This window comes from Acinetobacter sp. ESL0695 (assembly GCF_029392135.1).
In the GTDB taxonomy this organism is placed as follows: domain Bacteria; phylum Pseudomonadota; class Gammaproteobacteria; order Pseudomonadales; family Moraxellaceae; genus Acinetobacter; species Acinetobacter pollinis.
Genome location: NZ_CP113932.1, coordinates 743,211 through 768,728 on the forward strand (window position 1 = coordinate 743,211; position 25,518 = coordinate 768,728).

Below are 25,518 nucleotides of genomic sequence, written 5' to 3' on the forward strand. Positions count from 1 at the left end.
CAAATGGGTCATGACGGTCAAAAGAAAACTTCTTTAAATTTAGATCAAATTCGTTCAGATATTGATGGTGTTGATCAGCAAATTCATGCTTTGATTAATCGCCGTGCATCTTTAGCAGAAGCAGTTGCACATGCTAAGTTTGCAGAAGAAGATAACCCATTGTTTTATCGTCCTGAGCGTGAAGCACAGGTGTTGCGTAAGGTTATGGAAAGAAATGAAGGTCCATTGTCTGATGCAACGGTAGCACGCTTATTTCGTGAAATTATGTCTGCATGTTTGGCGTTAGAGGCACCACAGAGTATTGCATTTTTAGGGCCTGAAGGAACGTTTACCCAAGCTGCTGCCTTAAAACATTTTGGACAAGACGCGGTAGTACGTCCAGTAACAACCATTGATGAAATTTTTCGTGAAGTCGAAGCTGGAATTGCACACTACGGTGTAGTACCTGTAGAAAACTCATCTGAGGGTGTGGTTAATCATACGTTGGATTGTTTTAAATCTTCACATTTAAATGTGATTGGTGAAGTAGAGCTAAGAATACATCATCAATTTTTAGTCTCTGAGCACACGCGCAAAGACAGCATTAAGCAAATTTATGCGCATCAACAAGCATTGGCACAATGCCGTCAATGGCTAGAAGCAAATTATCCTGGTGTAGAGTGTGTGGCTTTAAGTTCAAATGCGGAGGCAGCTCGCCGTATTCGTAGTGAATGGCATTCTGCTGCAATTGCTTCTGATGTGGCTGCAAGTACCTATGGTTTAGAAATTCTACATAACAATATTGAAGATAATCCTGAGAATACAACAAGGTTTCTTGTGATCGGTCGTGAAAAGATTCCACAAAGTGGCAATGACAAAACTTCTTTACTTATTTCAGCCCATAACCGTTCGGGCGCTTTGCTTGAAATTTTAGAGCCTTTTTCGAAACACCGTATTAGTTTAACGAGTATAGAAACACGACCAGACCTACATGAAAAATGGACGTATATCTTCTTTATTGATTTAGAAGGTCATATTGATCAAGAAAATGTAAAGGCAGCGATTGATGAAATTAGACCATTGGCGAAAGAACTTCGCATTTTAGGTTCTTATCCACTTGCTGTAATTTAAGATAAAGTCTGTGTTAGAAAGTATAGGATATTCATGGTGTGGGTAAAAATTTCGGGTGCAATCACATGACACCTGTATTATTTGAAAAAGTTGCTTTTATTGGCTTGGGATTAATTGGATCTAGCCTAGCACGTGTCATTCATGCGAAAAAACTAGCAAAGCTTGTTGTTGCATCGACAAGATCTGAGAAAACTTTGGAAGATGCGAAAGCATTAGGTTTAATTGAAGCAGGATATACCGATGCAATTGACGCTGTAAAAGGTGCAGATTTGGTTGTTCTTGCACTACCTGTACGTGCCACAGCACATATTTTAAGTACGATTCAGCCTTATTTAAATGCAAATGTTATTCTTACAGATGTAGGTAGCACCAAAGCAAATGTTGTTGAGGCGGCAAAAGCAGTATTTGGAGAGGCATTACCTGAAGGGTTTGTGCCAGGTCATCCGATTGCAGGTAGTGAAAACACAGGGGTGCATGCAGGAAAAGCTGATTTGTTCGCACACCATAAAGTGATTTTAACACCTTTGGAAACGAGTGCGCCGTGGGCTGTTGCAAAGCTTACACAACTTTGGAAAGCTGCAGATGCCGAAGTCATTTGTATGGATGTTCAAAAGCACGATGAAGTACTTGCACATACCAGTCATTTGCCACATTTAATGGCATTTAATTTAGTAGAGCAACTTGCAAGTCGTGAAGATAATTTAGATATATTTCGTTATGCGGCGGGTGGGTTTAGAGATTTTTCACGCATAGCCGCATCTGATCCCCAAATGTGGCATGACATTTTCTTCTCAAATAAAAAGTCTATCTTGGATGCCGTAGATGGATTTGATGCTCAATTAAAAGTTATTCGCCGTATTATCGAACAAGATGATTCTCAGGCATTAATGGGGCTGTTAGAGCATGCCCAAGCCGCCAGACAGCATTTTAATCATATGCTCACAAAAAAGACAGTGATGGAGAACGTATCAGTGACTCAGAAATTTACAATTTTGCCTAAAGATCATCAGTTTAAGGGGACTTTTTCCATACCGGGAGATAAGTCGGTTTCACATCGTTCAATTATGTTTGGTGCAATCGCAGAAGGGACAACACAAGTTACGGGGTTCCTTGAAGGTGAAGATGCATTGGCTACATTACAGTCTTTTAAAGACATGGGTGTAAAAATTGAAGGACCAGAAAATGGTCATGTTACGATTCATGGTGTGGGAATGTCTGGACTGAAAGCACCAGAAAAAGCACTTTATATGGGTAACTCAGGTACAAGTATGCGTTTACTTTCAGGCATGCTTGCTGCACAACAGTTTGATACAGTCATGACTGGAGACGCTTCTTTATCTAAGCGTCCGATGGAGCGTATTGCTAAACCACTGCGTTTAATGGGTGCACAGATTCAGACTACAGGTGAAAAAGGTACACCTCCTGTAAGTATTACAGGTAAACAGAATTTAAAAGGTATTCAGTATGATTTGCCAATGGCATCTGCACAGGTAAAGTCAGGTATTTTACTCGCTGGCCTTTGGGCTGAGGGTGAAACATCAGTAACTGAGCCGGAACCAACACGCGACCATACAGAGCGTATGCTTCGTGCATTTGGTTATGAAGTAAAAACTGAAGGAAATAGAATTAGTTTAGTCGGTGGTGGAAAATTAGTTGGTACGAACATTCAAGTGCCTTCAGATATTTCATCTGCTGCATTTTTCATGGTAGGTGCGGCTATTTGTAAAGATTCAGATATTACACTTGAAGCGGTTGGTATTAATCCAACAAGAACAGGTGTTATTGAAATTTTAAAACAGATGGGTGCAGATATTACTGTTCTAAATGAGCGGATTGCAGGCGGTGAACCAATTGCAGATATTCGTATTCGTGGAACACAAACTCTAAAAGGAATACATATTCCTGAAGATCAGGTACCTTTAGCAATTGATGAATTTCCTGCACTCTTTGTTGCGGCATCTTGCGCTGAAGGACAAACTGTACTTACAGGTGCAGCAGAGTTACGCGTGAAAGAGTCTGATCGTATTCAAGTCATGGCAGATGGTTTACAAGCTATGGGTATCCAGTGTGAACCTACTCCTGATGGTATTGTCATTGAAGGTAAAGGTAAAACTGGAAATTGGGATCCTATTTTTAAGGGTGCAGAAATTCAATCTCATCACGATCACCGTATTGCAATGAGTTTTAGTATTGCAGGTTTGCGTGCAAGTGAAGCAATTACTATTCATGGTACAGAAACAGTAGCAACAAGTTTTCCTACATTCACACAGCTAACGAATGAAGCTGGTTTTAGTATTCAAACATTAGACTAAGTTTCTTGTAAAAAAAGCCAGTTAAGTACTGGCTTTTTTTAATTAGATATTATATTAAAATAAAAAATATATTAAATACAATTATTTACTTTGAAAATAATATGAAAATTACTATACATACACGAAGTGAATATATATTATTCACATTTGTTAATAATTATCATTTAATGAAATAAATATGGGCTATTCTATTTTCTCTAAGCGGAACCAACTAAACTTTTGTATTATATTGGCAATGTACATTCCATTGTCGGCCATGGCTGATGATACACAGAACTTACCAAGTATTAGCCTAAAAGCTGAAAGTAAAAAAATAAAAACTAGTTACACTATCGAAAAAAGTAAAAGTGCGACAAAGTTAAATTTATCTTTAAAAGATACCCCTCAATCGGTCGCTGTAATTACTCAGCAGCAAATACAAGATGAGAATTTGCGTGATACCTATGATGTACTTAATCAAGCTTCAGGTGTTCAGATTCAGCGTTATGGCGCAAAGGGTGCAATAGGAAATGGAGGTGAATATGCAATGTATTATGCTCGTGGTCAACAGATTGTAAATTACCAAATTGATGGTGTAATGACAGCACCACCTATAGATTCAAAGTCAGGTTCTGCATTAAGTAATTTAGATACATCAATTTTTGAAAATGTAACGATTGTGAAAGGTGCAACAGGACTAGTCAATGGTGCTGGATATCCAAGTGCAAGTATTAATCTTAATAGAAAACATGCAGATAGTCTTGAGCCTAAAGGTTTTGCAAAAGTAAGTTATGGTTCATGGAACAATGTAAGATCAGAGTTTGATGTACAAAGCGCATTAAATAAAGAAGGTAATATTAGAGGTAGAGCCGTTGCAGCTTATGAGGAAGGAGATTCTTGGAAATCTTGGGGGAATTATAAAAAAGCAAATTTATATGGTGTAATTGATAGTGATATTAGTGATCAAACACATTTTTCCATAGGTGGTTTAGTCAGTCGAAATCGTAGTGATGGTTTAAGTGTCCATGGTTTGGATATGTATGGTTATGATTATTCATCTAATCCATATTCACCTAGTTTTAATGCAGCTCCACGTTGGGCATACAATCAGATTGATACGTTTAATATATTTTCTGAATTAGAGCATCATTTTAGTGAAAACTGGAAAATAAATTTACATTATGACTATTTAAAACAGAAGATAGATGCAATTTATGGAGTTATTGGAACATCTCCTAAATATAAAGCTGACTATGCTAATTTTGTATCTAATCATACTCAATCGAATCCTGAAGAAAGCTCTATAGATTTAGCATTAATCGGTTCATATCAATTATTTGGACGCCAGCATGAGTTAATGTTTGGGGCTAGCTATCAGAATATCGAAAATGATGCAAATACATATAAGGCGGTAGGAGCAATTACTTCGGTAAAACCATCTGTATGGGATGGGTATATTGCAGCACCTCAATTTATAAAAAATGGTGTACAGAATTTAAACTATAAGCAGACAGGTTATTATGTAGCCACAAGGCTAAATCCTTTAGATCATCTACATGTTATTGTAGGAACAAGACTTTCTGATTATATTGCAGAATCTTATACAACATCCGCTGGTTATAATAAAATCAGTACTTATCATAAAATTACGCCTTATGCTGGTTTAACTTATGATCTTACAGATGATTTAACAGCATACGCCAGTTATACTGAAATATTCTTGCCACAGTCACAAAGGGACTACGCTTATAAACTATTAGCTCCTCAAGAAGGAAAGAGCTATGAGGCAGGTTTGAAAGCCGCCTTTTATGACAATAGACTCAATATAAGTGGTGCATATTTTCAATCTAAAATGGATCATGTTGCTTTACAATCTGGTAAATATGTAGCTTCTGATGCGCCAGTTGTTGAAGGATTAATAACAGCAGGATCTAATTATTATACTTCTTCAAATGGCATAAAAACTCAAGGATTTGAGATAGAGCTAGGAGGAGAAGTTTTACCCAACCTAAACGTTCAAGCAGGGTATTCACATGCATCAAGTAAAAAAAGTGGACAGCGCGTAAATACACAGTTGCCAGTAGATCAGTTTAAATTATCTTCAACTTATCAGTTCTCAGGTATGCTTGATAAATTTACTGTGGGTTCAAGTATACGTTGGCAAAGCAAATTTTATTCTGTCGGTATTAATGACTTACAAAGCGCATTATATACACAAAAAGCGTATACAGTGTTAGATCTAATGGCAAAATATCAAATGACTCCCGATCTTTCTTTTACTCTAAATGTGGGTAATTTAACAAATACAAAATATCGCCTAAATTACTGGGCGAATACGTATGGGGACCCAACAAGCTACACGGGATCTCTAACGTATAAATTTTAAACTATAATACCTGTTTCCATATTGGAAGCAGGTTTTTTTAATTGTGATTTAAACCTCAATTTTTATTAAATATATGATTTGATAAAATTTATGAGTAGATTTTTTTTATTTTTATTCCCGAATGTGTCTTGAAAATCCATAATTTAAACAAAAAATGTAGATATAATGATAATTATTTTCATTTGTTATAATTTTGGGTAATTTTCTGATGCAATTTATGAAGAAGCAACTGTGTGTTGCAATAGTTGGAATCTTATATATTCCATTGTCTCATGCAAATGATGCATCTTCTACAGATGTACTTTTGCCAACATTGGCGGTAAAAGCCAATAAAACATCGGCACAAGACAGTTCGGAAAAGACAAAAGCATATACAATTGAAAATACGAGTAGTGCAACCCATTTAAATTTATCTGTAAAAGAAACACCACAAACAATAAATGTGGTTACAAGACAACAATTAGATGACTTTAGTTTAAGAACAACTCGCGATATTTTAAATAATACACCGGGTGTTACGGTTACAGGCCTCGAAACTAATAGAACAACCTATACCGTTCATGGTTTTGATATTTCTAATATTTTATACGATGGTATGGGAATTCCTCAGGTCGATAGCTATAACTATAATAACTCTGATCCAGATAGTTATTTATTTGATCGTGTTGAAATTATTAAAGGCGCAGATGCACTCACGAATGGATTAGGCGATCCGGGTGCAACAATTAATTATGTACGTAAAAAACCAACCAAAGAATTTCAAGCCTCTGGTGGAATAAGTTATGGCTCATGGGATACTCAACGCTATGAAGCTGATATTTCTGGGCCACTTACCCAAGATGGTCGTGTACGTGCGCGTTTGGTCGGGTATGAAAAAGCAGGAAATTCGTATTTAGATAAATACTCAGAAGAAAAAAATGGCGTACAACTGATTGTAGATGCTGATCTTACAGATTCAACAACTGCTTCTGTAGGTTATTCAAGAACAAATCAATTAACCAATGGTTCACAGTGGGGTGCGCTACCACTGACTAACTCTGCGGGGCAACAATTAAGCTATGCACGTAGCTATAACTATGCTCCTTCATGGACTTATTATGATTGGTCAATTAACAACTATTTTGCCAGTATAGAACAAAAAATTGCTGGAGATTGGGTTGCTAAGTTTAATTATGATGAGCGTATTTCTAACCTTCAAAACCAAATGCTGTATTTGAGTGGCAATCCAAGTTCAACAGACAATACATCTGGTATTTATCTTTATCCTGAAATTTATAATCAGAAGTTTAGAGATCGCACTTTTAATTTAAATACCACGGGTACATATAGTTTGTTTGGTCGTAGACATGAAGCCAATATTGGTTATTCATGGTCGCAAAACGTCACGCAAAGCAATTATGCTTATGGCAGTAGTTTAGGTGAATATACGACAGATCTTGCAAGTTGGTCACCATCTGCGCAGACATGGGGCAATAGCTTTACTGCACCAACAACGGCTTTAATTTTACGCTCTTTATATGGTGCAACACGTTTACATTTAACGGATGATCTCAAAGTTCTATTAGGTGTGAATTATGCCGAAATTAATTCCCGAGGTAATTATACAAAAAATAAAACACTTCCTTATGCAGGTATTACTTATAACTTTACACCAACTTATACAGGATACGTAAGCTATAGCTCTATTTTTAGACCACAAACGGTCATCGATTCTTCTACAGGAAAAACAGCTGTACCTGTAGAAGGAAAAAGCTATGAAATGGGAGTTAAAAGTGCATGGTTAAACAATAAACTGACGGGTTATTTATCTATTTTTAGAACCGAGCAGACCAATTTTGCTCTTTCACCAACATTTGATTTGTCAGACAATTTGTACCATTCACAACTTGGTACGGTGCGTTCTCAGGGTGTAGATATAGGGCTAGCAGGGAAAGTCACGGATGCACTTGAACTATCTGGCGGTTACACCAAATTTAGTTTGAAAAATCTAGCGAATGGAGTGAATCCACGTCAATATAATCCGACACAAACCTTTAATATTTTAGCAACTTATACTATTCCGCAGTATCCAAAACTCAAAGTTGGTGGCAGTGTAAAATGGCAAAGTGCGATTCATGATCCTGAATCGGTTTCACATGCAGGCTTAATTACGCAAGATGCTTATGCACTGATTGGGTTAATGACCAGCTATGACGTCAATAAAAATCTCAGACTGCAATTAAATGTGAATAACATTACCAATGAAAAGTACCTGACGGGCTTGAAAGATGGCCAAGGCTATTATGGTGAACCGACGAATTATAACTTGTCGGTGAACTTCAAGTTTTAATGTGAGGTAAGTGGGTATGAAGGAACATGCAATGATGTATAGGCTAAGTATCACATGTCGTATATTTATTGCATGTATCTTGGGTTATGTGTGTACACGTTACGCCACATTACTTATTACAGTCGCTTTGGTTAATGTTATGCCACGTGCTGAGTCTATTTTTTTAGCTGCAATGTTTGGCATTTTATTTTTTATTATTTTTTTTCTAAGTATTTTCATTTTTCAGTCAGTTAAGAAGACCATATTATGTAGTGTTGTTATTACATGCATACTCTATGGGCTTGCTCAAATTATTGTGTGATGCAGTATGTATAAATCAGTACGTCAATCAATGGCTTGGTTACACTCTTGGGTTGGATTACTCCTCGGTTGGTTGCTTTTTACAATTTTTCTTTTAGGAACATTGTCATATTATAAAGATAATATAAATTTATGGATGCAACCTGAGTTTAATCAGGCTCAGTTTACGCAAGAGCAAGCCATATATACAGGATTACAATATGCCATAGCACAGGGTAGCGAAAACCAGTCTTGGTATATTCAAGTGGCATCGGATGATCATCCTGTTAACCAAATATTTATTCGAAAAAAAGTAGATGGTTTTATCTTTAAAACACTTCATCCCAAGACAGGTGAGGAAGCACAACTTGCATCTACACAAGGTGGCGAGTTTCTCTATAATTTTCATTTTCAGTTATTTGGTATTCCCATTATTATTGGGCGATTTATTGTCTGTTTTGCCGCATTTATTATGCTTATTGCCCTTATTTCAGGTGTAATTACGCATAAGAAAATATTTACCGACTTCTTTACATTACGTACCTTCAAATCTCAGCGTTCTTGGTTAGATTTTCATAATGTGGTTTCCGTCATTGCGTTACCATTTTTCCTTATGATTACTTTTACAGGGTTAGCGATATTTTTCTATTTATACTTACCATCAGGTATTGAAAAATATTATGGAAAGAAAAAGTTAGATTTCTTTAATGAATTGAATACACCGACAAGTCTCATTGTAAGTAAGGAAAATCCTAAGCCTTCAAATATGATAGGTATAGAAGAGATTCAGTCTAAAATTAATCAGATCTGGCCTGAGCATCCTCCTATTGCAAGTATTGAAGTAAAGCAACCTTACACGACAGTCAGTCAGATTATTATTAAGCAAAAAGAAGATAAAAGTATTACTTTAACACCTGCACAAATCGTTTTATCTGGTGTGAACGGTGACGTACTTTCACAGACGATCCAAAAGAGTAGCGTACAAAAAATTTATGGTGGTATCTATAGTTTACATATGGCGCCTTTTGCTCAGCCCTTGGTACGTATTGCATTATTTATTTCAGGAATCTTGGGTTGTCTGATGATTGCATCGGGCTTATTACTTTGGAGTTTAAAACGCCAGTTAAAAAATAAGCACAATACCTTTCATTTTGGACACTACATGGTAAATCGTTTCAATGTGAGTGCGTTGGTTGGTTTGCCTGTTGCCATACTGGCTTATTTTTATAGTAATCGTCTTTATACATTGTCTCATATGAGTGCTCCAAATTTAGAAATATCTACGTTCTTTTATGTCTGGGCAATAACGTTGATCAGTGCATGTATTGTATCTGAGAAATATTTGTGGCAGGTATACCTCACTGTTTTTATCGTCCTTGCCATGTTTCTTCCTATTGTAAATATTGCATCATTAGTGCATGCAAGTTATATCAGTGGATGGTCTGATTATAGTCATTACGTTGGACTAGATTTAGTGGTGGTATTGATAGGATTTTTTGCATTATTTCTTTTAATGAAAATTAAATTAATTAAGCATCAAGTTTTTAAAAAGTACGCAAAATAGGAAAGAAAATTATATGACTATACTTATTGTATTTTTAGGAATATATATTGGTTTTTATTTTCTCTTTTTATTAAATCATAAAAAACAAAAACCATCATTTGCTTGGGTATATAAGTATCCTAAGGGATTTAAACTTATTTCGATTACCTTATTTCTTCTCTCTTTTTATTTACTTGTATTACGGTATGGTATTTCTGTGGCTTTTGTGAGTTGGTGGGTTTTTGCGACACCCACCATACTTTTACTTATTTTGCTTAACAATCCAATGCGAGCGAAATCACCAAAATAGTTTAGGTGTACTTCAGATATTGAGCGAGATATTGTCCTGTTAAAGATTTCGCTGTACGAATAAGATCTTTAGGATATCCTGAGAAAATGAGCTCTCCACCTTCACGGCCAGCAAATGGGCCAATATCTATAATCCAGTCTGCTTGTGTCATAATATCTAAATTATGTTCAATCGTAATTACGGTATTGCCCTGATCGACCATATAGTTAAGAAGTTCAATAAGCTTAAACGTATCTGAAGGGTGAAGCCCCGTACTTGGTTCATCGAGAATAATAATATGACCATTTTGTTTTAACTCTTTGGTAAGCTTTAAACGTTGTCTTTCACCACCAGATAATGTACTCAGACGTTGCCCAAGTGAAAGGTAATCTAGACCTAAATCAATTAAAAGCTGTAGTTTGTCTTGAATTTTTGTTTCTTGGAAAAAATGGGATGCTTCTTCAACAGTCATTTTCATAACTTCAGTAATATTCTTATTTTGATACTGGTATTTGAACACCTCAGGTTTGTAACCTGTTCCATGGCAAACTTCACAAACAATTTCGATGTCATCTAAAAAAGCGAGTTCAACTTTTTCTATACCTAGACCTTTACAATGAGGGCATGCACCTTCGCTATTATAACTAAAGAGTTTCATGCTTACATGGTTGGCTTGTGCAAACTGATGTCTAATATGATCGGATAAATCGAGATAGGTGAGTAAATTTGAACGAATACTTGCCATGATCGCGGATTGATTAATTAATTTTGCTTCGGGATATTGTGCCAAGAGGACTTTACCAATAAGTGTACTTTTCCCTGAACCTGCAACACCTGTAACAACAGTCAGTACATTTTTAGGGATATTGACGGAAATATCTTTTAAATTAAACATATTGGCATGTTGAATAGAAATGACATCTTTAGAAACTCTTGGATGTGCTTTTAAAGCTTTCTCTTGTGCAAAAAATTGACCAGTGAGTGTATTGGCATATTTGAGTTTTTTAAAACTACCTTCATAAACAATTTCTCCACCATGTATTCCAGATTTTGGCCCTACATCAATAATATGGTCAGCAATTTTAATTAAATCTGGATCATGTTCTACCAGTAAAATTGTATTTCCTTTATCTCTTAACTGCTTAATAATCTGAATAATATTTTCTAAGTCGTGGGGGTGAAGTCCAACACTTGGCTCGTCAAAAATATACATGAGATCGACCAAGCTATTTCCTAAATGTTTGACCATTTTAATGCGCTGGCTTTCACCACCTGACAAAGTTGTGGTGACTCGATCTAGACTGAGATAACTTAAGCCCACCAAAAGTAAATGCTGAAGTTTTTGTTTAATTTCATGAAGTAAAACATCGTATTTAGGTGCGTGAATATCATCTATAAATTGAATTAACTCTTGAATTGAAAGCGAGGTACATTCGGCAATATTTTTATGATGAATTTTACATTTTAAAGTCTGTTGTTTTAATCTTTGGCCATGACACAATGAGCAGGTTTTAGTGTCTATAATTTTATCGAGTCTTGCCTTATATCTGTTTTTTTCTTGTGCTTGACCCCTCATAAAGTTACGTTCAAAACGCGTGACTAACCCTTCATAAAGTGCCGTTTTTTTCCAGTCTTTTGTCGGGTCTTTGGGTTTGTGTTGTGGCGCATATAAAAGTAAATCCCATTCATTTTTTGTATAATCTTTAAGTTTTTTATTTAAGTCAAAATAACCAGAATAGGCATATCTTTGCCACCGCCAAGCTTGAGGTTGATAGGTTGGAAACAAGATGGCATGTTCATTGAGTGATTTTTCTTGGTCTAAAATTTTATAGATATCTAGGGTATTTTCTAAACCAGTTCCTTCGCATTCAGGACACATTCCATCTGGATGATTAAAAGAAAACACTTGAGAGTAACCAACAAATGGCTCTCCCAAACGAGAAAAAAGTAATCTTAAACTGGCATAAATATCTGTTGCAGTTCCTACTGTTGAACGGATACTTCCAGAGAGAGGCTTCTGATCAATAATGACAGGAACATTTAGATTTTCAATTTTATCGACATCGGCATGTCCCATATGCTTTAAACGATTTCTAGTAAAACTGTCTTGTGTCTCGTTAATCTGACGCTGTGCCTCGGCACCAATTGTTTCAAAAACAAGTGAAGACTTTCCTGAACCAGAAACACCTGTAAAAACAACAATTTGATGTTTAGGAATATTAAGTGAAATATTTTTTAAGTTATTTTGGCGAGCACCAAAGATATGAATCATTTTTTTCATAGTTCTATACGGCCAGCAAATTTATTATGATCGGTTTTTAAATATGTATTGTCGATTTTATATAAACATATTTGAGGCGTATTTTTATACAACGAATCTGTTAATTTATGCAAAATAGGTCATACTTACAACTAATTTATAGGTTGTATTACTATAAGTTAGTTGTAAGGATTGAATGTAAACTAAGCAATATAACGAGAAGGTTTATGATTCATTGCAATGATAAAGTTCAAAACAATTGCACCAATAATTGAAATTCCAAGAAGATGCCAGTCTACGAAGAAAGCTGATGCAACAAGAATAGAAATATCGATACCCATTTGTACTTTGCCTGCTGCAATTTTATACTGATTTTGTATAAAAAGAGCCAAAAGATTAATTCCTCCTAAGCTAGAGCGATGGCGAAATAGCATCAGAAAGCTAATACCCATAAGAATATTTGCAACGATTGTGGCATAAAATGGATTTAAGTCTTTAATATGAAAAAACTGAGGAGTAACTTCAGAGAATAAAGAGAGTAGACCTACGGCAATAAATGTTTTAACAACAAGAGCCACTCCCATTTTTTTATATGCAAAATAATAAAATGGAATATTAATTAAGAAAAATACGGTTCCAAATTTTAAACCCGTAATATAGTGAATGAGTAGAGACAAACCCGCTGTACCACCTGTCATAATTCCTGAAAACTGTAATAGGTTTAAAGCAAATGATAAAACAAATGTTCCCATAAGCATGGCAAGAATATCTTCAAACTTTGTATGCTCATCAATGGTTGATAATGGTGCATCTGTAGATGGAATATTTTGATTTGGATGAATTTCATTACTCATAATCAGCCCACTTTGAATAATAGGTAAATATAATTTTGCATATTTCATGCAAAAGTAATGCCATTTAGGGATAGTTATTCATTTTATAATAGTATTTGATTAAGTGTCCTTAGAGCTGGAAATCTGTAAATTTTATAGAAAATATTAAAATTAAGCGATGATTATGATTTATTTTGGTGCATATTAGATTATTTTGAACTATTATGGTGCAATATGGTGGTTTTTAACTTATGCATTGTGATTGTGCATAGTTTCATAGCGAATAGAATTTTCTTTTAATTTTTCTAATACAATAGATGTATTTAGATCGCAAACACAGAACTCATTCGAAGAGAGTTTTGCGATTAATTGACTCATTTCATTAAAGTCTTTAACAGCAACTTTAAAAATAAAATCGTAGTGACCTGTTAATTTGTATATATCTTTGATGCTAGATGTTTTTTGTGCAAAATTAATGAAATTTTCATAATTCTCATGGTTATAGTTTGTAATTTTGACTTCAATAATACCCGTAATAGGCGTTGGATCTGCTACTGGGGATATTTGTGCATAGTATCCTGCAATAATATTTTTTTGTTCTAGTAATATTCGTCTACGAGAGCATTGAGATGTAGATAGACCAATAAGCTCAGCTAATTCTTGATTGGTTAGTCGGCCATTTTTTTGTAGATGGTGGACTATTTTACAATCATATTGGTCAAGATTGATGCTCATCGAAAACCTATTTGTAATATAGCGAAAAATTGCATTCTAGAAGATTTAAAAACCTCTTAGCAAATGATTTGATCTAAAAAGATATACTTATTTACGATTCTGTTTGTAAAATAATCAAAAAATGCTTTTTAATCCTATTTTTTAGCCACTTCAAGCAATAAATGATCATTTTTTGTCATTTTTGGCATGGTTATTGTATTTGTTAAGTAAATTAAATATGTGGGCGAATATGATGAAAAGTACTGAACATCATTTAAAAAAACGGCTAGCTAATCGGCATATTCAACTAATTGCTTTAGGTGGTGCAATTGGTACTGGTCTTTTTCTTGGAATTGGTCAAACCATTCAATTGGCAGGCCCATCTGTCATTCTTGGTTATGCCATTGCAGGCTTCATTGCTTTTTTAATCATGCGCCAACTGGGTGAAATGATAGTAGAAAATCCTGTGAGTGGATCTTTTAGTCAGTTTGCTTTTGACTATTGGGGTAAACTTCCTGGATTTATTTCGGGTTGGAATTATTGGATTTTATATATTCTGGTTGGAATGGCCGAGTTAAGTGCCATTGGCGTATTTATGAATTTCTGGTGGCCAGATTTTCCTAAATGGGCTTCTGCACTTATTTTCTTTACACTCATTAATGTCATTAATTTTGTGAGCGTTAAATTCTTCGGTGAGATGGAGTTTATTTTTTCTCTCATTAAAATTGTTGCTATTCTTTGTATGATTGTCTTTGGAATCTACTTATTGGTAAGTGGTGCAGGAGGCGAGCACGCAACAGTAACAAACTTGTGGGCATTGGGTGGGTTCTTCCCAAATGGTATGCATGGTCTGATTATGGCAATGGCAGCCATTATGTTCGCATTTGGTGGGTTAGAGTTATTAGGTATTTCAGCAGCAGAAACGGCTTCACCTGAAAAGACATTACCAAAAGCAATTAATCAAATTGTCTATCGTGTACTTATTTTTTACGTTGGTTCTATCGCTGTTTTATTAAGCTTGTACCCTTGGAATAAAGTTGCAGAGGGTGGTAGTCCGTTTGTTATGATCTTCCATTCACTAAATAGTGATTTAGTGGCAGGCATATTAAATTTTGTCGTACTTACAGCAGCAGTATCTGTTTACAACAGCTGTGTATATAGCAATAGCCGTATGCTGTTAGGATTGGCGAAACAAGGAAATGCTCCTAAAATATTAGGAAAGATTAATCGTCGTGGTATTCCAGTACAAGCCTTGGTTTTCTCATCGCTATGTACAGTGGGCTGTGTTGCAATTAATTATTTTGTTCCTGATCAGGCTTTTTCTTTACTGATGCTATTGGTTGTGGTTGCGATTATGATTAATTGGATGATGATTTCTCTAATTCATATTAAATTTCGTAAAGCAAAGGCTGCACAAAACTATACATGTAAGTTTCAGAGCTGGGGTTATCCATTTACGAACTATTTAACAATTGCTTTTATGGTAGGAATATTAGCCATTATGCTATTTTCTGATGGAATGCGTACAGCAGTAATTATGCTACCAATATGGCTGGTTGTATTATCTATTGCATATATAATAAAAGAGAAAAAGCAGAAAAGCGTTTCAAAAGAAGCAATTATTCATACAACGAATCATGACTAAAACACAAAAAAGACCAATCTAGAGATTGGTCTTTTTATATTTAAATTAAAGCTGAATGTAGCGTTGCATTGCTGTACGTATTTGTTTTAGATAGCCTGTAAAAAAGTGGTTGGCACCTGGGAAAATCGTAATCGCATGTTTTTGCGGTTTCGCCCATACAATTGCATCTGAAAGTAAGGTTACTTCATCTGCCTCACCATGAATGAGCAGAATATCTCCACTAATTTCTGGTGTTTTATAATGTCTTAAGCCTTGAACGGTTGCTGTTGGTAGACCGCATAAAATAAGCTGTTCAGGTTTTAGAGGTAATTCTAATGCATGGTATGCTTTTGCCATAACATGTGCGCCAAAACTAAATCCACCCGCAAAGAAGCGTAGATTAGAGTGTTGTTGGCGAGCATATTCAATCACTGACAAAATATCTTCTGTTTCACCAAACCCTTCATTGTGAGTGCCTTCACTTTGTCCTGAACCTCGAAAGCTTGGACGATAGACAACACAACCACGTTCTTTTAAAATTTGTGCCATAAGGGCAGGAACTTTGTGATGTGGTGTACCACCTTGTAAAGGGTGAGGATGACATACAACGGCAAATCCTTTTGCAGTACCTTCTGGATAGTCTACAAATACTTCGATTTTACCTACGGGGCCATCTAAAAAGATTGTATCTGTCATAAACTTTGTATGTGTGTTTGAAAGTAAACGCTTATGATACCGATAATTGTCATTAAAAACACAAATTAGCTTTCAAAATAACGTACTGTTATAGTTATATAAGAGAAAATAATCATTAAGGTATACTATGTTAGCGCTCGTTTCACCTGCAAAAACATTAGACTATGAAACTCCATTACCAACAGATCAGTTCACTCAACCTAGATTAATAGATCAGTCTGAGCAATTGATTGAAGTATGTCGTCAGCTTTCTGCATCGCAAATTGCAAGTTTAATGGGAGTGAGTGAGAAAATTGCTCAATTAAATGTTGCACGTTTTAATGATTGGCAAACTCACTTCGATTTTTCAAATGCACGTCAGGCTATTTTTGCATTTAAGGGTGATGTTTATACTGGGTTAGATGCTTATCATTTATCTGAAGCCGATCTTAACTTTGCACAAACGAATTTTAGAATGCTTTCGGGGCTATATGGCTTATTACGTCCATTTGATTTAATGATGCCTTATCGCTTAGAAATGGGGACACGACTCAAAAATACACGTGGTTCTAACTTGTATCAATTTTGGGGCGATCATATTACGCAATTGATTAATCACGATCTTGAAGAATCTAATTCAAAGCTTTTATTAAATGCTGCATCGGATGAGTATTTTAAAGCAGTAAAAACAGAAAAAATAAATGCAGAAATTATTAAACCTGTATTTCTAGATCAAAAAAATGGTCAATATAAAGTAATTAGCTTTTATGCTAAAAAAGCCAGAGGTTTAATTACACGTTTTATGTTAGAGAATAAAATAGATCAAGCAGAAGGTTTAAAATCATTTAATGTCGATGGTTATTATTTCGATGCAGTGAACTCGAATCGGCATGAACTTGTCTTTAAAAGAGATGAGCAGAAATAGTAAAGTGCGTGAGTAGGGTAAACGCTTTACTCACGCAATACTTTAAATATTTTTAAATGCAGCGAGTGCACGTGCTCGACTAGACTTTAAATCTACGATAGGTCGCGGATAATTTTCTATATGTTCTTTTGGCGCATGAATTTGTTTATGATCTAGCTGTTTTAGCTCAGGTACCCATGTTCGAATATATTCACCTTGAGGATCAAAGCGTTGTGATTGGGTAACAGGGTTAAATATTCTGAAATAAGGAACAGCATCTGTTCCTGTGGAAGCTGACCACTGCCATCCACCATTGTTTGCTGCCAGATCTCCATCCAATAGGTGTTGCATAAACCACTTTTCACCAAGCCGCCAGTCAATCAGTAGGTTTTTACTGAGAAACATCGCACAAATCATGCGGACGCGATTATGCATCCAACCTGTCTGTTGCAATTGGCGCATACCAGCATCCACAATAGGAATACCAGTTTGTCCAGTTTGCCACTTCTTAAGGTCTTCTTCACTATTACGCCATTGAATCTTTTGCGTTTCTTTTTTAAAAGGAAGATGTTTGCAAATATGTGGAAAATCGACCATCACGTGTTGATAAAACTCTCTCCAGAGTAATTCATCTATCCATGTTTGTTGTCCTTTACTCTGAATAGAAAAGATATAGTCATTGTCTTTGAGTACTTCCTCTAAACATTGACGTACTGAAATGATACCGATATTTAAATAAGGCGAGAGTTGGCTTGTTCCATCTATATTTGGTATATCTCTTGTTTGATCATAGTTGTTCATTTTAGATTTAACAAAATCTTTGAGTTTGTCCTGAGCAGTTTTTTCACCCACTTCAATTTTGAAGGCCGAACTTGATGTGTCATATTCAAACTGAGAAATAAGATCGTTCAGAGATTCGTTTTCTATATCTTTGATCACAATTGATTTTTGTTTTGATGGAGAAGGGTAAGCTCTAGGAATAGATATACTCAAGCGTTCGTAACATGTTTTTTTAAACGCAGTAAATACTTTGTATGCCTCACCTGATTTATTACGAATGCTTTGTGTTGGAAAAAGTGTGCGATCTTCGAAAAGATGAATATTTTTTTTATATTTAGAGAGAGCTTCTTTGACTTGATCGTCTCTACGTTTCTCATTCGTTGCTAATTCTACATTTGCATAAATATCTTCAATTTCGAGCTTTTTACATAGTGAAGTTATATATTCAGGAACATTACTCCAAGACTGAATCGTTTTTATAATAAGTGGAATATTTAGGTGCTTTAGATCTTCTTGAATTTCTTGAAGCTGTCTTAAATAAAAAAATATTTTACTAGGTGCATCATGGTGATGTTTCCACTGTTCTGGAGAGATAATAACTAAAGCAACACACTCTTCATTGTGTTGGGTGGCATGCCATAGCCCCACATTATCTTCTAATCTTAAGTCCTGACGAAACCAAAATAAATTTCTAGCCATTTGAGTATAATTATTTTTAAAAAGAATGCTGTCAGTTTATGCCTACTCATAAAAAAAAAGCAAAGCTTTCGCTTTGCTTTTTAACAAGAAACCAACTTAGTGTTGGTGACCGCCTGCACCGTGTACATGGCCGTGGTCAATTTCTTCTTGAGTTGCGTCACGTACGTCTGCAACTTCAACATCAAAAGTAAGATCTTGACCTGCTAGAGGGAAGTTTGCATCTACAAGTACTGTATCGCCTTCAACACCTTTTACAGTTACGATTTGTACGCCGTCATCTGTTTGTGCTTGGAATTGCATACCTGGCTCGATGTTTTCTACACCTTGGAACATTTGAGCAGGAACTTGTTGTACTAAATCTGGGTTGTATTCGCCATAACCTTCAGAAGCAGGAACAGTAATTTTGAATTTATCGCCAGCTGTTTTGCCTTCTAAAGCTTTTTCTAGACCAGGAATGATGTTACCTGCACCGTGCAAATATGTAAGTGGCTCACCTTGAGATTTATCAAGTGTTTCACCCTCAGCATTTGTTAGTGTGTAGTGGAATGAAACCACGTGGTTATTTGCAATAGCAGTCATATTGTCTATCCAATTTGTGTTTTAAGTAAATACTTCATCATAAAAAGTGAGACAGTACAAGGTTTGTCTGCCTTTTCTTTGATGAGTTTGTATTGCTCATTTAATATAATAGTATGGGGCTGATTCATAAAAAATCAATGAAACAATGCTTTAAAAGTGTACAACCTATGTTTTTTAAAGCAATATTAAGAGCATAGGTTGCTTTTTCATCAATTATTTTAGTAAAGCTTAATCTTAGGACCTACGCGGCGCGTCACAAAATCTTTAGTCATCATTAATCCAGCTTGCGTATAGCCATGAATATTGGCTTGATGGATACGGTATAAAGAAGCATACATTGAACGTGCAAGCGCACCATGTACTTTAACCTGTCCTAAAATTTGACCAATTGCTTTATGGCGACTTAATGAAACTAAAGAACCTTTGTCGGTAAAAGTGAACATGGGCAATTGAGAGCCACGTAATCGTGCAGCAAGGGCTTGGGTTAGAAAAGTCGCCTGTTGACTTGCAACTTGTGCTCTTGGCCCTAACGGTGGTTCTTTTGCATCGGGTTGGCAATGCGCACAATCACCAAAAGCAAAAATATTAGGATCAGTCATGGTTTGTAATGTTGCATAGACTTTCAGACGATTAATACGATCTTTTTCAAAGTCTGTAAACTGCTCAAGTACCTCTGGTGCTTTCACGCCAGCAGCCCATACTTTCATTGTTGCAGGGATAATTTTACCATCTGCAAAAACAATAGAATCGGAGGTAACTTCACTTACTTTATGATTGGTTAGTACTTCAATCCCCATTTTTTCTAATGTTTTTTGGGTTTGTGCAGAAATAGATTCTGAAAGTGCAGGAAGTATGCGTGGTGTAGCTTCAATGAGTGTAATTTTAACCAATTTAGGGTCTATTTTATTTAAACCATATTGATGAAAATTCTCTTTGGCATCAATAAGTTCTGCGGCAAGCTCTACACCTGTTGCTCCAGCACCAATAATGGCAATATTTAAAGCAGAGACGGTTTGATTATTTTGTGCATTTAAATAAAGATGGAAGAGGTCTTGTTGAAAAACTTCAGCTTGTTCTCTGTTATCTAAGAAGTAACAGTTATCTCTGACACCTTTAGTATTGAAGTCATTACAGCGAGATCCGATTGCCATAACGAGAGTATCGTACTGAATATCTGTATAGCCATCTTTGCAGTATTTTTCAGAAAGTTGTGGCGTGCTTATTTGAATATTTTTCTTTTCCCGATCAATTGTTTCAAATTGACCTAGAATGAATTGATAATGATGTTTTTTTGCATGAGCGAAATAGTTCGTTTCTTCAGCATGTGGATTGAGCGTACCCGCCGCAATTTCATGAAGAAGAGGCTTCCAAATATGAGATAAAGATCGATCAATTAAAGTGATCTGTGCTTTTTGGTGTTTACCAAGAGTATTTCCGAGTTGTGTTGCTAACTCTAAGCCCCCAGCTCCGCCACCAACGATAACAATACGGTGTAGCGACTTACTCATAACTTACGTTCGCCTTTATGCTTGAATGATAAAAGATGACATCTCATGTTTATTAATATGTCATCTTTTAATAAATGTAAACGATTACCGTTTATTTTATTGGATAAACGATAGCTTCCGTCGCATTATCAGAGAAAAATGGCAAAATATGCTTTAACCAATGAATAAAACGTTCAAATAAACTTGCACGTTCTAGCTCAACTTTTGCTGACAATGAAAAATCTTCAATTAGTTGATTATTTTGGAAAACTTTAACATTTGCAAGGTTCATTTCCTGATTTAATGGCGCAGTGAGTTGTTTTTGATCAAGTTGGACAGATAACTGAGTTTTTGTTTCTTGTGAAGGTGTAATTGTCTGACCATCAATTGTAATTAAACCACTGGTATTGCTAAAGTTTTTCATATTAATAGGTGTGTTTGAGTCATATAATGATGTCGTGATAATCCTCGATTGATTGGCTTTAAGATTAAAAACATTTTGCTTGCCATTAATGACAGGGAGCTGAGCGATCATTTGATTCGCTTTAATAGCCACTTCATCACGTGTGTAGTTAAAAGCCATGTTCATGAGTTCGTAAGCGACTTGGGCACGTTTGTAAGCACTTTTTGTACCCATGACAACGACAATAAGGCGACGCTCAGGGAAATCTGGATTCATTGCTGGTCTATTTGCGGTGAGGGCAAGATTATAACCTGCTGCTGCGGTATAGCCTGTTTTTAGTCCATCTACGGTAGGATCTTGTTTTAGTAGAATATTCGTTGCATGGTGCGTACGACCATTCCATGAATAACTCGTTTGTTTAGAGTAAGAAAGGTACTGTGGGTATTGTTGAATGAGTGTGTTGGCAAGTTTGGCAAGATCTGCAGCTGACGCATAATGGCCATCCATAGTGATTCCTGCTGGATTCATAAAATGAGTATCTGTCATACCGAGTGCTTTGGCTTCGCTATTCATCATTTCTACAAAATGAGGGATATCTCCACCAAGTTTTTGTGCAAGTGTAACAGCAGCATCATTGGCGGACATGACAATAAGCCCGCTTAAAAGTTGATCTACAGTAATTTGCTGACCTTGTCTAAGAAACATCTGAGATTCATCGGGTTGTACTACATGTACAATATCGGATGCGGTAATGGTATCTGTTGTTTTAAGCTTACCTTCTTGAATGGCTTTTAATGTGAGATAGGCGACCATCATTTTTGTTAATGATGCTGGAGCACGCTGAGCATGACTATTATATTCTGCGATGGTTTGTTTGGACTGAGGATCGTAAATGATCCATGAAGCGGCCTCAACAGAGTCTGGATTAATTGTTAGGACACTGGCATGTGTAATTGTTGTACATAGTAATGCCAAGAAACTTGTGAGGACTAGGGTGAAACGTTTCAAAAGAGCCGCCTTAAGGATAAGCTAGAGGTCGAAAAATACTATATAAAACTTAAAATGAACTAAAATTTAAGGATGTATATAGAATCGGAGCGAAGTATGCGATCTTAGAATAAAAAAGTGCTAAGCTAAACCCTTGCTAAGCGAGATTAGGATTAGAATTCTGACTTATGTTGCACTATCAAATAGAGTTTGACGATTATCAACAGCACCTTATTCATGTAACCTTACGTTTTCTTGCGAATCCTTCACAAGTACTATGGTTGCCGACTTGGATTCCGGGAAGTTATTTGGTTCGCGAGTTTGCAAAGCATATCGAGTCGGTAAAAGCATATGATGAAGCGGGTCGTCTTCTAACAATAACAAAATTTGAAAAAAATAAATGGCGTTTACACAATACAGATCATGAACTTATTACAGTTGAATACGATGTCTATGCCTATGATTTATCTGTGCGTGGTGCATATGTAGATCAGCAACGTTTGTATGTGAATCCTGCGTGTGTATGTTTAGGTCTAGAGCAACAAGAAAATATTGCTTGTGAAGCTGAAATTTTTGTGCCTGAAGCATTACAGCATTTTTCAATAGCGACGGGCTTGAAAACCAAAAGTCTAGTGGCAGGGCGGTATACGCTCTATGCAAAAGATTATATGCAGTTTATTGATAGTCCTTTTGAACTTGCAGTGCAAGATCGTTTTACATTTAATGTCGAGAATATTCCACATGAGTTTGTAATTTCAGGAAAGCACACAACCAATTTAACTCGCTTGCAACAAGATATTGAAAAAATTTGTCGAACTGAAATTCAAATGTTCGGTTCAGCACCATTTTCAAATTATGTATTTATGACGATTGCAACAGGTAGTAGTTATGGTGGATTAGAGCATCCTAATTCAACCAGTTTAATTACACCGCGAGATGATTTGCCCCAACTCAATGAACCTGAAGAACCATCGTCAGCATATCAACGCTTTTTAGGGCTGTGTAGTCATGAGTATTTTCACTCGTGGTTAGTTAAATATATTCGACCTGAAAATTTTGCTCATTACGATTTGAATAAAGAAGGTTATACGTCACTACTTTGGGTTTTTGAGGGCTTTACCTCGTATTATGACGACCTAATTTTGTTACGTAGTGGTGTTATCTCTAAGGCAAGTTATCTTAGTCTGCTTAAAGCACAGATTGATCGATATTTACAAAATCCAGGTCGCCGTATTCAATCGGTAACTGAATCAAGCTTTGATACATGGATTAAATTTTATAGACCTGATGAAAATACAAACAATGCAGGCACGAGTTACTATAACAAAGGTGCTTTGGTTGCACTGTGTTTGGACTTAAGTTTGAGAAATCATGGTTCTAGTTTAGATGCTTTAATGCGCTGTCTTTATGAAAATGCGCAACAAGGTAAACAAGTCAATGAAAAAACAATTTTTGAGTTATGTCAGAAATTGACAGGAGAGGACTGGACTGAGCGCTTAAGTTTTCTAATTCATACGACTGAAGAGCTGCCTATAGAGGAATTACTCTCTAGTATGGGGGTTTCTTATCAATTAAAGTCAGAGAAAAACTTACCTTTTGGTCTGAAAACAGTCGAGAAACCTGAAGGACTACTCATTCAGCAAGTTCGTCGAGAAAGCGCTGCTGCTCAAGCGGGTTTGTCTGCACATGATGTGATTATTGCGATTGATGGTATTAAAGCGACGGATCAGCAATTAACACGTTATGCTCAGAAAGAGAGTGATGTAGACATACATCTATTTAGAAGAGATGAGCTTCTTACATTTTCTTTAAAAAGTATAAATGTTGCACTCGATACGGTAGAGCTTAAAGTTATAGATGAACAAAAAATAAAGAATTGGCTGTCATAAGGAAAAAGAGGCATGAATATGCCTCTTTTTTTAATCTATAGCTTTATACGTTGAATAGCCATATTGGCTAATATTTAATGGAATTTGATAGTGGTCTGTACTGCCATCAATCACAAATATAACAGGAATTTCTGCATAAAAAGCACGCTGATTTTTGTTTTTAAACCAATCACCTGTTTTAAAGGTAACTTTATAAATTCCTTTATCTAAACTTGGTTTTGTATTCGGATAAAGTGTATCTAAACGTCCTTTTTCATCTGTTGTTCCTTCTCCAATTTTAACCCATGCGTTGTTTTGTTGTGCTTCTAATTCAACACTCATTTGGGTTGCAGGTGTACCTGTCTCGAGATTTGTAACTTGAACGCCAATAGGTGCAATAGCAAAGGCAATATGAGAACAGATTAATCCTGTAACTAAAGTAATTTGTTTTTTCATTGTTATCCTCTTTATTGTACGACTTGATCCGTTACATATTTTGAAGAAAATATACAGAGATTCAAGTCGCTTATATGATGGTGCCAAGAGAAACTATTTTCTTGATCTACCTTTTTTTAGATTAGGTCGAGTGGTTCCATTGGTAATACGACGTGGTCTTTGTGCATCTGTTTTAAAAATTGCAACAAGAACTTCTTCACGTTTTTTATTTTGTTTTCTCTTTTTAGGATCTTCACGTTTACCTGAGGTTTTTTTAGGTGCCTTGAGCTTCTCTACGACTGCCTTATATTCAGGATAGAACAGTGGTTCTATAGCACGTTTTTCGCCCGGCATTAAGCCCAATTGAATGAGATCAATCGAACCAATTTGAGTGCGAATAAGGCGTAATGTTGGAAATCCAACAGCGGCAGTCATTCGACGTACTTGTCGATTACGCCCTTCAGAAATTTTAATTTCTACCCATGTAGTTGGAATACTTGCACGATAGCGAATAGGTGGATTTCTTTCCCATAACCATGTTGGCTCTTCGACTACCCTAACCTCGGCAGGTCGTGTAGGACCATCTTTAAGGACAACACCTGCTTTTAGTTTTTCAATAGCTTCTTGGCTTATTTCACCTTCAACTTGTGCTAAATATGTTTTATGTTGTTTATTTTTTGGATGTGTAATTAGCTGATTTAGGCCACCTTGGTCAGTAAGTAATAGTAGACCTTCTGAGTCATGATCGAGACGGCCAGATACACGTAAATCAGGATCCGTAATAAACTCAGCTAATGTAGGGTGTTTTTCATCCTCTCTAAACTGCGAGAGAACATTAAATGGTTTATTTAATACAGTAAGTTTCATGGGAAGATCTGCTTTAACAAATGTGACGTATTGTATTGATTTCTTAAATGTAGATTATTTCTAAGCTAAATAACATATAGTGTATATTTACTTTAGAATAGCTACACATTTAAAAAAATGAAAAATTGTCTGAAAGACAATAACGTAGTTCGCCAAATATAAAAGGGAGCCTGGCA

Annotated in this window: 19 protein-coding genes; 9 read left to right on the top strand and 10 right to left on the bottom strand. The window is 35.8% G+C overall.

Going from position 1 to position 25,518, the window contains the following annotated elements:
- Positions 1-3 precede the first annotated feature (3 nt).
- The 6 genes from pheA to OZX61_RS03575 all read left to right on the top strand — a co-directional run bounded on the left by pheA (position 4) and on the right by OZX61_RS03575 (position 9,959).
- Complete coding sequence (gene pheA / locus OZX61_RS03550) at positions 4-1,110, top strand: prephenate dehydratase (protein ID WP_195770560.1); 1,107 nt, start codon at positions 4-6, stop codon at positions 1,108-1,110.
- A gap of 65 nt (positions 1,111-1,175) precedes the next feature.
- A complete protein-coding gene (locus OZX61_RS03555; RefSeq protein WP_277095338.1) occupies positions 1,176-3,422 on the top strand; it encodes a bifunctional prephenate dehydrogenase/3-phosphoshikimate 1-carboxyvinyltransferase in 2,247 nt (748 codons plus the stop codon).
- Between the two features lie 178 nt (positions 3,423-3,600).
- A complete protein-coding gene (locus OZX61_RS03560; protein WP_277095339.1) occupies positions 3,601-5,787 on the top strand; it encodes a TonB-dependent siderophore receptor in 2,187 nt (728 codons plus the stop codon).
- A gap of 217 nt (positions 5,788-6,004) precedes the next feature.
- Positions 6,005-8,116: a TonB-dependent siderophore receptor gene (locus tag OZX61_RS03565; protein WP_277095340.1), complete on the top strand. Its 2,112-nt coding sequence runs from the start codon at positions 6,005-6,007 to the stop codon at positions 8,114-8,116.
- 16 nt (positions 8,117-8,132) lie between these two features.
- Positions 8,133-8,417 (top strand): hypothetical protein, encoded by a 285-nt coding sequence (locus OZX61_RS03570; protein WP_277095341.1) that lies wholly within the window; start codon positions 8,133-8,135, stop codon positions 8,415-8,417.
- A 6-nt stretch (positions 8,418-8,423) separates the two neighbouring features.
- A complete protein-coding gene (locus OZX61_RS03575) occupies positions 8,424-9,959 on the top strand; it encodes a PepSY-associated TM helix domain-containing protein (protein ID WP_277095342.1) in 1,536 nt (511 codons plus the stop codon).
- Between the two features lie 290 nt (positions 9,960-10,249).
- On the opposite strand, the gene OZX61_RS03580 is transcribed toward OZX61_RS03575, so the two are convergent.
- From OZX61_RS03580 to OZX61_RS03590, 3 genes are all read right to left on the bottom strand, one after another.
- A complete protein-coding gene (locus OZX61_RS03580) occupies positions 10,250-12,508 on the bottom strand; it encodes an excinuclease ABC subunit UvrA (protein WP_277095343.1) in 2,259 nt (752 codons plus the stop codon).
- Positions 12,509-12,690: 182 nt separating this feature from the next.
- Entirely contained in the window at positions 12,691-13,341 is a 651-nt protein-coding gene (locus tag OZX61_RS03585; RefSeq protein WP_277095624.1) for a YitT family protein, read from the bottom strand.
- 228 nt (positions 13,342-13,569) lie between these two features.
- On the bottom strand, positions 13,570-14,055 hold the full coding sequence (locus tag OZX61_RS03590; protein ID WP_277095344.1) for an Lrp/AsnC family transcriptional regulator: 486 nt from the start codon (positions 14,053-14,055) through the stop codon (positions 13,570-13,572).
- Between the two features lie 229 nt (positions 14,056-14,284).
- Between OZX61_RS03590 and OZX61_RS03595 the strand changes: the two genes are divergently transcribed.
- Positions 14,285-15,679, top strand: a complete 1,395-nt coding sequence (locus OZX61_RS03595) for an amino acid permease (protein WP_195772122.1) — start codon at positions 14,285-14,287, stop codon at positions 15,677-15,679.
- Between the two features lie 45 nt (positions 15,680-15,724).
- Here OZX61_RS03595 and OZX61_RS03600 read toward each other — a convergent pair whose 3' ends face one another.
- Positions 15,725-16,354 (bottom strand): alpha/beta hydrolase, encoded by a 630-nt coding sequence (locus tag OZX61_RS03600; protein WP_277095345.1) that lies wholly within the window; start codon positions 16,352-16,354, stop codon positions 15,725-15,727.
- Between the two features lie 127 nt (positions 16,355-16,481).
- Here OZX61_RS03600 and yaaA point away from each other — a divergent pair, with 127 nt between their 5' ends.
- Positions 16,482-17,258, top strand: coding sequence for a peroxide stress protein YaaA (gene yaaA, locus OZX61_RS03605; protein ID WP_277095346.1), 777 nt, complete (start codon positions 16,482-16,484; stop codon positions 17,256-17,258).
- Positions 17,259-17,300: 42 nt separating this feature from the next.
- On the opposite strand, the gene phrB is transcribed toward yaaA, so the two are convergent.
- The 4 genes from phrB to OZX61_RS03625 form a co-directional block, all read right to left on the bottom strand.
- A complete protein-coding gene (gene phrB / locus OZX61_RS03610; RefSeq protein WP_277095347.1) occupies positions 17,301-18,716 on the bottom strand; it encodes a deoxyribodipyrimidine photo-lyase in 1,416 nt (471 codons plus the stop codon).
- 96 nt (positions 18,717-18,812) lie between these two features.
- On the bottom strand, positions 18,813-19,295 hold the full coding sequence (locus OZX61_RS03615) for a peptidylprolyl isomerase (protein ID WP_195772126.1): 483 nt from the start codon (positions 19,293-19,295) through the stop codon (positions 18,813-18,815).
- A 218-nt stretch (positions 19,296-19,513) separates the two neighbouring features.
- On the bottom strand, positions 19,514-20,803 hold the full coding sequence (locus OZX61_RS03620; protein ID WP_277095348.1) for an NAD(P)/FAD-dependent oxidoreductase: 1,290 nt from the start codon (positions 20,801-20,803) through the stop codon (positions 19,514-19,516).
- 91 nt (positions 20,804-20,894) lie between these two features.
- The gene (locus OZX61_RS03625) at positions 20,895-22,193 is read right to left on the bottom strand and encodes a D-alanyl-D-alanine carboxypeptidase family protein (protein WP_195772128.1); all 1,299 of its coding nucleotides are present in this window, start codon (positions 22,191-22,193) and stop codon (positions 20,895-20,897) included.
- 167 nt (positions 22,194-22,360) lie between these two features.
- On the opposite strand from OZX61_RS03625, the gene OZX61_RS03630 reads away from it, so the two are divergent.
- Positions 22,361-24,061: a PDZ domain-containing protein gene (locus tag OZX61_RS03630; RefSeq protein ID WP_277095349.1), complete on the top strand. Its 1,701-nt coding sequence runs from the start codon at positions 22,361-22,363 to the stop codon at positions 24,059-24,061.
- Positions 24,062-24,091: 30 nt separating this feature from the next.
- Here OZX61_RS03630 and uraH read toward each other — a convergent pair whose 3' ends face one another.
- Positions 24,092-24,496, bottom strand: a complete 405-nt coding sequence (gene uraH, locus OZX61_RS03635; RefSeq protein ID WP_195772130.1) for a hydroxyisourate hydrolase — start codon at positions 24,494-24,496, stop codon at positions 24,092-24,094.
- A 93-nt stretch (positions 24,497-24,589) separates the two neighbouring features.
- Entirely contained in the window at positions 24,590-25,342 is a 753-nt protein-coding gene (locus tag OZX61_RS03640; protein WP_195772131.1) for a pseudouridine synthase, read from the bottom strand.
- Between the last annotated feature and the right edge of the window lie 176 nt (positions 25,343-25,518).

Excerpts from the sequence above, each read along its gene's own strand:
- pheA (WP_195770560.1), top strand. The coding sequence starts at position 4 with ATGGGTCATGACGGTCAAAAGAAAACTTCTTTAAATTTAGATCAAATT.
- OZX61_RS03555 (WP_277095338.1), top strand. The coding sequence starts at position 1,176 with ATGACACCTGTATTATTTGAAAAAGTTGCTTTTATTGGCTTGGGATTA.
- OZX61_RS03560 (WP_277095339.1), top strand. The coding sequence starts at position 3,601 with ATGGGCTATTCTATTTTCTCTAAGCGGAACCAACTAAACTTTTGTATT.
- OZX61_RS03565 (WP_277095340.1), top strand. The coding sequence starts at position 6,005 with ATGAAGAAGCAACTGTGTGTTGCAATAGTTGGAATCTTATATATTCCA.
- OZX61_RS03570 (WP_277095341.1), top strand. The coding sequence starts at position 8,133 with ATGAAGGAACATGCAATGATGTATAGGCTAAGTATCACATGTCGTATA.
- OZX61_RS03575 (WP_277095342.1), top strand. The coding sequence starts at position 8,424 with ATGTATAAATCAGTACGTCAATCAATGGCTTGGTTACACTCTTGGGTT.
- OZX61_RS03580 (WP_277095343.1), bottom strand. The coding sequence starts at position 12,508 with ATGAAAAAAATGATTCATATCTTTGGTGCTCGCCAAAATAACTTAAAA.
- OZX61_RS03585 (WP_277095624.1), bottom strand. The coding sequence starts at position 13,341 with ATGAGTAATGAAATTCATCCAAATCAAAATATTCCATCTACAGATGCA.
- OZX61_RS03590 (WP_277095344.1), bottom strand. The coding sequence starts at position 14,055 with ATGAGCATCAATCTTGACCAATATGATTGTAAAATAGTCCACCATCTA.
- OZX61_RS03595 (WP_195772122.1), top strand. The coding sequence starts at position 14,285 with ATGATGAAAAGTACTGAACATCATTTAAAAAAACGGCTAGCTAATCGG.
- OZX61_RS03600 (WP_277095345.1), bottom strand. The coding sequence starts at position 16,354 with ATGACAGATACAATCTTTTTAGATGGCCCCGTAGGTAAAATCGAAGTA.
- yaaA (WP_277095346.1), top strand. The coding sequence starts at position 16,482 with ATGTTAGCGCTCGTTTCACCTGCAAAAACATTAGACTATGAAACTCCA.
- phrB (WP_277095347.1), bottom strand. The coding sequence starts at position 18,716 with ATGGCTAGAAATTTATTTTGGTTTCGTCAGGACTTAAGATTAGAAGAT.
- OZX61_RS03615 (WP_195772126.1), bottom strand. The coding sequence starts at position 19,295 with ATGACTGCTATTGCAAATAACCACGTGGTTTCATTCCACTACACACTA.
- OZX61_RS03620 (WP_277095348.1), bottom strand. The coding sequence starts at position 20,803 with ATGAGTAAGTCGCTACACCGTATTGTTATCGTTGGTGGCGGAGCTGGG.
- OZX61_RS03630 (WP_277095349.1), top strand. The coding sequence starts at position 22,361 with ATGTTGCACTATCAAATAGAGTTTGACGATTATCAACAGCACCTTATT.
- uraH (WP_195772130.1), bottom strand. The coding sequence starts at position 24,496 with ATGAAAAAACAAATTACTTTAGTTACAGGATTAATCTGTTCTCATATT.
- OZX61_RS03640 (WP_195772131.1), bottom strand. The coding sequence starts at position 25,342 with ATGAAACTTACTGTATTAAATAAACCATTTAATGTTCTCTCGCAGTTT.